We start from the raw sequence: 8908 nt of genomic DNA, 5'->3' as shown, positions 1-8908 counted from the left end.
GGCCCGGATCGCCGCTTCGTCATCCTTGCTGATCTCGGCGGGCTTGTAGAATTTCAGCCCGTTGCGGTCGTCCGGGATGTGGCTGCCGGTCACCATTACGGCGGCGGCGTCGCGGCGCATCGCCTCGAGCGCCAGGGCCGGGGTCGGCACGGCGCCGCAATCGGCGACGCGCCATCCCGCCGCTTTGGCGGCAGCGATGCAATCGGCTGCAATGCCCGGGCTCGAGGCGCGCAGGTCGCGTCCGACCAACAGCAACCGGCCCCCGGCGCCCGCCTGGTCCCTGTGGTCGAGGAACGCCCGCGTCCATGCCTGGGCCGGCCCGCCGACGAGATCGGTGACGAGGCCGCGCAAGCCGCTGGTACCGAACTTCAGGCTGCTCGCAGCCGCTTTCCCACTCATCGCCGTTTCCGTTCCGTTGCGGTCCGCACCCTGCCACGAGCCAGGCCGGTGACGCCAGCGATCGTCGCCGGTCTCATGCGTCCGGGCGATGCGCGATCGACCCATCCGCCGCGACCCTGTCGGCGAACCATGCGTAAACCCCGGCGATGCCGTCGCGCAGCGTGATCGCGGGTTGCCAGCCGAGCGCCTGCAACCGGCCGCTATCCATCAGCTTGCGTGGCGTCCCGTCCGGTTTCGACGGGTCGAGCAGGATCTCGCCCCGGTAGCCCGCGACCTCGCAGACCATCTCGGCCAGCGCCAGGATGGTCAGGTCGGTTCCGGCACCGAGGTTGAGGTGGCCATCGCCCGAATGGTTTTTCAGCAGGAACACCAGCGCATCGGCGCAATCGTCGACATGCAGGAACTCGCGGCGCGGCGTGCCGCTGCCCCACAACGTGATGGCCGGCAGGTCGAGGCGCTTGGCCTCGTGAACCTTGCGGATCAGCGCCGGCAGCACGTGGCTGGTCGTCGGGTCGAAATTGTCGCCCGGGCCATACAGGTTGCACGGCATGGCGGCGATATAGTCGCGGCCGTATTGGCGCCGATAGGCCTCGACGAGCCTCAGCCCGGCGATCTTGGCCACCGCATAGGCGTCGTTGGTGGGCTCGAGCGGGCCGCTCAGCAGCGCCTCCTCGCGGATCGGTTGGGCTGCGAATTTCGGGTAGACGCAGGACGAGCCGAGAAACAGGAGGCGCTCGACGCCGTGCCGGTGCGCCGCCTCGATCACATGGGCCGCCATGGCGAGGTTGTCGTAAAGGAAGGCCGCCGGCTGCGCCTGATTGGCCAGGATGCCGCCGACCCGGGCGGCCGCCATCACGATTGTCTGCGGCCGGGTCGCCGCGACGAACGCCTCGACCGCCGCCTGCCGGGTCAGGTCGATCGTCTCGCGCGGGGCCGAGACGATCGTACAACCTTCGCGGGCGAGGCGGCGCACCACGGCGCTGCCCACCATGCCGCGATGCCCCGCCACCCAAACCCGCCGGCCTTCGAGGCGATAGTGCGTCACGACCCGCTTCCCAACGGGGCGGAGCGCATCACCAGCATGTCCTCGCGCACCATCTCGGCCGCGAGGTCGCGCACCGATGTGCGGTGACGCCAGCCGAGTTTGGCGGCGGCCTTGGCCGGGTCGCCGAGCAGCAGGTCCACCTCGGTCGGCCGGTAATAACGGGGGTCGATGCCGATCAGCACGCGGCCCGTGGCGGCATCGATGCCTTGTTCGTCGGGCCCGCTTCCTTCCCAGGCGATACGGAGACCCACCTCGGCAAAGGCCCATTCGGCGAAGCAGCGCACCGTGGTGGTTTCGCCGGTCGCCAGCACATAGTCGTCGGGCTCGTTTTGCTGCAGCATCAGCCACATGCCCTCGACGAAGTCTTGCGCATGGCCCCAGTCGCGCCGGGCGTCGAGGTTGCCGAGATAAAGCCGCTCCTGCCGGCCGAGCTTGATGGCAGCCGCCGCGCGGGTGATCTTGCGGGTCACGAAGGTTTCACCCCTGAGGGGGCTTTCATGGTTGAACAGGATGCCGTTCGAGGCGTGCATCCCATAGGCCTCGCGATAGTTCACGGTGATCGCATAGGCGTAAAGCTTGGCGGCCCCGTAGGGCGACCTGGGATAGAACGGCGTCAACTCGGTTTGCGGCACCTCGCGCACACGGCCGAACAGCTCGGAGGTGGAGGCCTGGTAGAAGCGCGTCGATGCTTCGCGCTTCAGGATGCGGATCGCCTCCAGGAGCCGCAGGGTGCCGAGCCCGTCCGCGTTGGCGGTATATTCCGGCGTCTCGAACGACACCTGGACGTGGCTCTGCGCCCCAAGATTGTAGATTTCGTCCGGCTGGGTTTCCTGCACGATGCGGATCAGGTTGGTGGCATCGGTCAGGTCGCCGTAATGCAGCACGAAGCGCGGATCGGTGGTCTGCGGGTCCTGGTAGATGTCCTCGAGACGGCCGGTGTTGAACGACGACGAGCGCCGCTTGATGCCGTGCACCCGATATCCCTTGCCGAGCAGCAACCGCGCCAGATAGGCGCCATCCTGTCCCGTGATGCCGGTGATCAGCGCAGTCTTCATGGCGACCTCACCGCGAAGCAAAGCACGCAGCTTGTCGCGATGCCGGCGCCCTGGCAACAAGGGCGCCGGCCGCCTTGGTTTTTAGCCCGGCACCACCAGCCGCTTGGTCGTCGTCAGGCCGTCGATGACCGATGTGTCGACGCGCAGATGCGCCGCCACCAGGGCGTGCGGGGTGAGCGCCATCCATTGCGCCAGCGACACGTCCGAATAGGTGGGGCTGCGGAACATTTCGAGGAAGCGCAGCGGCGTCGTGCCGGTGTTCTCGATGTAATGGCCCATGGCGAACGGCACGTAGCCGACATCCCCGCCGCGATAGTCGAAGGTGCGGGCCTTCGACTCCGAGCCGAACACCGTCATGCGGCCCTGGCCTTCGATGTAATATTGCCATTCGTCGCCGGCCGGATGCCAGTGCAGTTCGCGCAGGCCGCCCGGCTCGAGCTCGACCAGCGCCGCCGCGATGGTTTTGGACGCCTTGAACACCGTCGAGTCGGTGATGCGGACCGTGCCGCCCTTGAGGCGGATCGGCTCCTGCTTCAGCATTCGGTAGGCGAAGCTGTCCGGCACCGGGCCGGCCCCGCCCAGGCGGTCGCCCTCGAGCGGCCCGGGCTTCGGACCGGGGAAGATGTAGAGCTCGGTCTTCGGCAGGGCCGCGAAGGTCTGCTCCGGCAGGCCGAAGTTCTTGGCCAGAACGTCGCGCGGCGTATGGGTGAGCCAGTCGGAGATCAGAAAGGTCGAGTCTTCCGAAAAGGCGCCGTCGTCGAACACCAGCAGGAACTCGCAACCGTCCGCCTGGGCATTCTCGAGCCCCTGGATCGAATGCGGAATGCCGGACGGGAAGTACCACAGGTCGCCTTCCGCGATGTCCTCCGCGAAGGTCCGGCCTTGCGCGTCGACCGAAGTCACGCGGGCGACGCCCTTCAGCATGTAGGCCCACTCGGCTTCCTTGTGCCAATGCATTTCTCGGACGACATTGGCCTTCAGGCGCATGTTGACGCCGGCCATGGCTTTCGAGATCGGCAGCTCGCGCACCGTCGTCTGACGCGCCCAGCCGCCGTCCTCGAGGCGCATGTGGCTGTCGGCGAAGCTCCACTTCAGGTTCGGCATTGTGCCGTGGTCGGTCGAGGGCGGCGCCAAGGTGAACGGCTCCTCGGCTTCGCGCTCCGGGTTCCGCGGCCCGAGGATGTCGGCCCCCTTGCCGTCGCGCATCGTGGCGGCCCCCTGGTCGGCGGGGGCTGCGGCGGCCGGTGTCATCAGGGCGCCGGCTCCCATCGCGGTGGTGGCGGCGATCAGGCCGCGTCGCGTCATGTCGGTCATCTTCGTGGTCCTGTCAGGTTCGGCCGGCGTCGGGCCATGCCGCCCGGCGTCGTCTCGTTCCAACGCTGCAGAAGGGCGCTTGGTCCTTCGCGGCGCGCCGCAGACCTTTGCGTCAGGCCGGGGCCGACCCGTCGTCCACGTCGAACCGCACGCCCTGGGCCAGCGGCAGGGTGCGCCCGTAGTTCACGGCATTGGTTTGCCGCCGCATATAGGCTTTCCAGGCGTCCGAGCCGCTTTCGCGCCCGCCGCCGGTTTCCTTTTCGCCCCCGAAGGCGCCGCCGATCTCGGCGCCCGAGGGGCCCATATTGACGTTGGCGATGCCGCAATCGGAGCCTTGGGCCGACAGGAAGCGTTCGACTTCCCTGAGGTCGGTGCCGAAGATCGAGGAGGACAGCCCCTGGGGGACGCCGTTCTGCAGCGCGATCGCCTCGTCGAGCTCATGGTATTTCAGCACGTAAAGGATCGGCGCGAAGGTTTCCTCCAGCACCGGTCCGACCTGGCCCGGCATCTCGACCAGCGCCGGCCGCACATAGAACGAGGCGGGACCGTTGATGTCGACCCGGCCGCCGCCATGCACGGTGCCGCCGGCGGCCTTGGCGGCCGCGAGCGCCGCCTCCATGGCCGCGAAGGCGCCACCGTCGATCAGCGGCCCCACAAGAACATCGCTCGACAGCGGGTTGCCGACCGAGATGGTGTCGTAGACCTTGGCCAGACGCGGCACGAGCGCGTCGTAAACGTCGGCATGCACGATGAGGCGCCGCAAGGTGGTGCAGCGCTGGCCGGCCGTGCCCATGGCGCCGAACGCCACGGCCCGCAACGTCATGGCGAGGTCGGCCGAAGGCGTGACGATCGAGGCGTTGTTGCCGCCGAGTTCGAGGATGCCGCGGGCGAAGCGGCGCGCCAGATGCTCGCCGACGGTGCGACCCATGCGGGTCGATCCCGTGGCCGACACCACCGGCACGCGGGGATCGTTTACCAGCGCGGCGCCGACCTCGCGGCCGCCGATCAACAACGTCGACAGGCCGTCCGGCACGCCGCCGAAGGCTGCCGCCGCCTTGTCGAACAGCGCCTGGGTGGCGAGCGCGGTCAACGGTGTCTTTTCGGAGGGTTTCCACACCACGGCATCGCCGCATACGAGCGCCAGGGCGGCGTTCCAGGACCACACCGCTACCGGGAAATTAAAGGCCGAGATAATGCCGACGACGCCGATCGGATGCCATTGCTCGGTGAGGCGATGGTCCGGCCGCTCGGACGGGATCGCGAGCCCGTAAAGCTGGCGCGACAGGCCGACCGCGAAATCGCAGATGTCGATCATCTCCTGCACCTCGCCGAGACCTTCGGAGGGTGACTTGCCGACCTCCAGGCTGACCAGCCGGCCGAGCGCATCCTTGTGGGTTCGGAGTTCGGCGCCGAGCAGCCGCACCAACTCGCCGCGGCGCGGCGCCGGCACGCTGCGCCAGGCCTGAAAGGCAGCCGCGGCGCGCCCGATGGCGACAGCAACCTCATCGGGCGACAGCGTCGGCATCCGGGCCAATGCGCTGCCGTCGACCGGGGACATCACGGCGAGGTCGCCGCCGGAATAGCGGGCCTCGGGCACGCCGAGATCCGCCAGGATGGACCGGGCCTCGTCGGCGAGGCGGGGGGCGGTATCGGTCATGGCTTTCCTTCAGGGTCAGAAACGGGCGTCTGCGAAATGGGCCACCTGCGCCCCGAGCTCGTAGGCGGCTTCCCGCAGCCGACGGCGGGGCGCGGGCGCCGGGTCGGTGACGGGCAGCGGCAGCGCGTCCTCACGCAGGGTGCCGAGCAGCAGTTGCGCCAGGCAGCGACCGAACACGGTGCCGGGCGCGATGCCGCGGCCGTTGTAGCCGCTGAACGACACCACGTCGCGGCCGAGCCGGTGGAAGCGCGGCAAACTGTTCTCGGTCATGCCGATACTGCCGTACCATTCCGTCTCGAACGGGATGCCGGCGAGCTGTGGGAACAGCTTTGCCAGGGCGCGCCGGCCCCAGGCACGGTGGATAGCGAGGCCAAGGCCGTCGAGCGCCCCGACGCTGCCGAACACCAGCCGGCCGGCCCGGTCGAAGCGGAACGAGCTCAACACGTCACGCGTGTCCCACACGCCCTGGCGCTCCGGCAGGATGGAGCGGCGCAGGTTGTCGCTCAGCGGTCGCGTGGCCATGTTGAAATAAGGCAGGTGAACGAGTTCGGACCGCAGCACGGGCCAGACCCCGTTCGTATAGGCGTTGGTGGCCACGATCACGGATCGCGCCCGTAGGGTGCCGTCGGGTGTCTGCAGCCGCCAGGTCGTGCCCTCGTCGGTGGCGGCCACGACCGGGCTGCCGGTGTGGATGTGGGCACCGGCCGCGATGGCGGCGGCCGCGAGGCCGCGCGCATAGGCGAGCGGCTGGATGGTGCCGGCGCGCGCATCAAGCAGGGAGGCCGCATAGGCGGTCGTGCCGACCTTGCGGGCGGTCTCCTCCGCGTCGAGCAGCCGCACGGGCGCGCCCCGGGCCTGCCATTGGCGGGCGCGTTCGGCCAGTTCGCGGCTGCCCTTCTGTCCGACGGCGCAATGCAGCGTGCCCTGCCGCTCGGCCTCGCAGGCGATGCCGTGCCGCTCGACGAGGTCGAACACGACGCGCGGCCCATCGCCGAGCGCTGCCAGCAGCCGCGATCCGTAGGGCTCTCCGAGTGCGCCCGACAGGTCGTCGGGCATCACCCACAGGCCGGCGTTGACGAGGCCGACGTTGCGTCCCGAGCCGCCGAAGCCGACCTCCGCGGCCTCGAGTACCGCCACGCTGGCGCCGCCCTCGGCCAGGTGGAGCGCCGCCGAGCAGCCCGTGAACCCGGCCCCGACGACCGCCACATCGGCCACGGCGTCGCCCGACAGCGGCACCATGTCGGGCGCGGGCGGCGCCGATCGTTCCCAAAGGCCGTGACTGCGCGGATCGCCCTTCATGCCTCGGTGCCTTCGCGTCGTTCGAGGATGGTTTCGACCGGAATGACGGGACTGGTATCCGGCGAGGCGCCCGGTTTGGCAATGCCAAGCCACCCGCCATCGCGTTCACGTGAGCATTCGCCGCTTGCCCGCGCCCAGCGTCGCCCATATACGGGTCCGGTGGCAACACGGGAGCCGAAGGCTCTGCCGCGCCGGCGTTGCGAGACGGCGCGGCGTGAAAGATCGGGGTATAGCGCAGCCTGGTAGCGCGATAGTTTTGGGAACTTACCCGACCATCGTGTTCGCATTGCGTAAGCACCTCAGAATGCGGCGCTTTTTTTTATGGTCGCCGTTCGTTGCTGCAGACTTCTGAACCCTCTGACCCCCTGCGGTAGCCAATGCCGGACGCACAGCGTCAGCTGCAGTTGCGTGCCGCGGCGCGTGACGAACTCCATAGAGCCATCCGTCATGGAGCATCTGCCTGCGCCGCGGAGACGCCGGTACCCTCCGGCGGAGAACATCGCGGTTCCGTCGATCGAGATGCGGAGCATGACAGAATGCCCGGTCTTTCCGCGGAGGCCCGTCTCGCGAAAGCGAAGACCATCGCGGAGTCCGTCGAAAAGGTGGTGAACTCCGCGCGGAAGGGGGACCAGTCCTAGTAACTCCTCCACGGGGTGGCCGAGCGTCACGCCTCCGAAGACCTCGGTATGCCTCTCACCCGGGTCAGCTCACTACGGCGGACGCTCCGAACGAGGCACGTGATTCCCGACGGTCCGATGGCCGTGGGTGCCCTCAAACAGGTCGAGGTCAACTGGATCGAGAAGGTCCGCGGACCTTCTCCCCCGAGCGAGTGGTGACGCGGGCATGAGCGTTGCGACGTCCGACACGGACTGCACGGTTCCATGCCTCCGGTTCAACAGCGTCATGAAGCCGCTCGAGGACAGGCGCTTCAGCCAGTTCGTGGCGCGGGTGTGAAAACGCGGTCAACACTGACCCCGGCTAAGTACCCTATAGATGATTGGAAATGCAAAGGTATTCGCGATTGACAAGGTGTCGTTCTTCGCGCGACGTGTGACCCCCATCAAATGCGGAAAGCCAAGCTTTAGCAGTTGGGTAGGCCGGCATAGCGTGGGGTCGATGTTGCGAGCGTTTCCACACCCCCTGGCTTTCCTCGATGTCGGCGATGGCCAGTTCGAGCTGCTCGACAAGCAGCTTGCCGCGCTCGGACGACGGGCCGTACTGTTCCCGGCGCAGCTTGGCGATCAGGGAACATCAGCTTCTCGGACTCTAACCGCCGGATCAGGGCTTCGCTGCGCAGCGACACGATCAGCGCATGAGCGCCAGCGAGGTCGGACGGAAGCGGATCAGCGGGTGTCGTCACACCGCGATCAGATCACAACCGTCTGCCGCAGCAAGCCTTATTACTATCCAGCTTGGGATGGACGCCAGGTCTGCTGCGGGTTCCTCCAGTCGATGCCTTCCGTGAGATAGGCAAGCTGCGCCATAGTGATGAAGATCGCCCCGCCGCTCGCCGACGGCCAGATGAAGCGGCCCCGATCCAGCCGCTTCATGAACAGACAGCCGCCTTGGCCGTCATGCCAGACGATCTTGATCAGGTCGGATCGGCGACCCCGAATGACGAACAGGTGACCGCAGAACGGATCTCGCCCGAGGACCTCCTGCACCAGCAGCGACAGCCCCCCAATCCCCTTGCGCATGTCGGTGTGGCCGGTCGCCAGCCACACCTTGGCGCCGCCTGGCAGCGGGATCACCGACGATCCAGCGCATCAAGGACGCGCCGCAGCGCGTCACCGTCGACATCGCGGCCAACCCGAAGGCGGCGTCCCTGCGACAGCTCGATCTCGATCAGACCCGCCGATCGCCTCGGACGTGGTGCCGCGGACGGCGAGGGCGTCGGCAGTGCTGTAAGCGACGCGACAATCTCGACCGGCATGAGGGCTGGTACGCCTCGTCCCAACAACCCCTCGCGCGCCAACCGACGCCACCCGAACACCAGGCTGGCGCTCACCGCATTACGCCGGGCCACATCCGCTACCTTCGCACCCGGAATGAGCTTCTCCTCGACGATCCGGGCCTTCTCGTCGTCCGACCACTGACGCCGACGCTCCACCCCGCTCAGAACCTCAACCCGCATCGACC

Annotated in this window: 8 protein-coding genes and 1 pseudogene; all 9 read right to left on the bottom strand. The window is 68.1% G+C overall.

All coding sequences use genetic code 11. From position 1 onward, the window contains the following. Nucleotides 1-399: pseudogene (locus P7D22_RS21155) on the bottom strand (phosphomannomutase); the annotation flags it as partial. A gap of 73 nt (nucleotides 400-472) precedes the next feature. Then, complete coding sequence (locus P7D22_RS21150; protein WP_319936240.1) at nucleotides 473-1444, bottom strand: GDP-L-fucose synthase family protein; 972 nt, start codon at nucleotides 1442-1444, stop codon at nucleotides 473-475. Further along, nucleotides 1441-2499, bottom strand: coding sequence for a GDP-mannose 4,6-dehydratase (gene gmd, locus P7D22_RS21145; RefSeq protein ID WP_319936239.1), 1059 nt, complete (start codon nucleotides 2497-2499; stop codon nucleotides 1441-1443). Before gmd ends, P7D22_RS21150 begins: the two co-directional genes overlap by 4 nt. Nucleotides 2500-2580: 81 nt before the next feature. Continuing rightward, complete coding sequence (locus P7D22_RS21140; protein ID WP_319936238.1) at nucleotides 2581-3813, bottom strand: oxalate decarboxylase family bicupin; 1233 nt, start codon at nucleotides 3811-3813, stop codon at nucleotides 2581-2583. Between the two features lie 112 nt (nucleotides 3814-3925). Further along, nucleotides 3926-5470 carry an L-piperidine-6-carboxylate dehydrogenase gene (amaB, locus tag P7D22_RS21135; protein ID WP_319936237.1) on the bottom strand — a complete coding sequence of 515 codons (1545 nt, stop codon included), beginning with the start codon at nucleotides 5468-5470 and terminating at the stop codon, nucleotides 3926-3928. 15 nt (nucleotides 5471-5485) lie between these two features. Next, nucleotides 5486-6769 (bottom strand): NAD(P)/FAD-dependent oxidoreductase, encoded by a 1284-nt coding sequence (locus tag P7D22_RS21130; RefSeq protein WP_319936236.1) that lies wholly within the window; start codon nucleotides 6767-6769, stop codon nucleotides 5486-5488. A gap of 987 nt (nucleotides 6770-7756) precedes the next feature. Continuing rightward, nucleotides 7757-7960, bottom strand: a complete 204-nt coding sequence (locus tag P7D22_RS21125) for a hypothetical protein (RefSeq protein WP_319936241.1) — start codon at nucleotides 7958-7960, stop codon at nucleotides 7757-7759. 212 nt (nucleotides 7961-8172) lie between these two features. After that, nucleotides 8173-8493 (bottom strand): IS66 family insertion sequence element accessory protein TnpB, encoded by a 321-nt coding sequence (gene tnpB, locus P7D22_RS21120; RefSeq protein ID WP_442916128.1) that lies wholly within the window; start codon nucleotides 8491-8493, stop codon nucleotides 8173-8175. Between the two features lie 23 nt (nucleotides 8494-8516). Next, the coding region (gene tnpA / locus P7D22_RS21115; RefSeq protein WP_319936234.1) for an IS66-like element accessory protein TnpA at nucleotides 8517-8908 on the bottom strand (392 nt) is incomplete at its 5' end.

This window comes from Lichenihabitans sp. Uapishka_5, from assembly GCF_033947565.1.
Classification (GTDB): Bacteria; Pseudomonadota; Alphaproteobacteria; order Rhizobiales; family Beijerinckiaceae; genus Lichenihabitans.
This window is presented reverse-complemented; position numbering and strand designations above follow the sequence as displayed.

What these genes read in the sequence shown, in the direction of transcription:
- P7D22_RS21130 (WP_319936236.1), bottom strand. Translation starts at nt 6,769, where the DNA reads ATGAAGGGCGATCCGCGCAGTCACGGCCTTTGGGAACGATCGGCGCCG.
- amaB (WP_319936237.1), bottom strand. Translation starts at nt 5,470, where the DNA reads ATGACCGATACCGCCCCCCGCCTCGCCGACGAGGCCCGGTCCATCCTG.
- gmd (WP_319936239.1), bottom strand. Translation starts at nt 2,499, where the DNA reads ATGAAGACTGCGCTGATCACCGGCATCACGGGACAGGATGGCGCCTAT.
- P7D22_RS21140 (WP_319936238.1), bottom strand. Translation starts at nt 3,813, where the DNA reads ATGACCGACATGACGCGACGCGGCCTGATCGCCGCCACCACCGCGATG.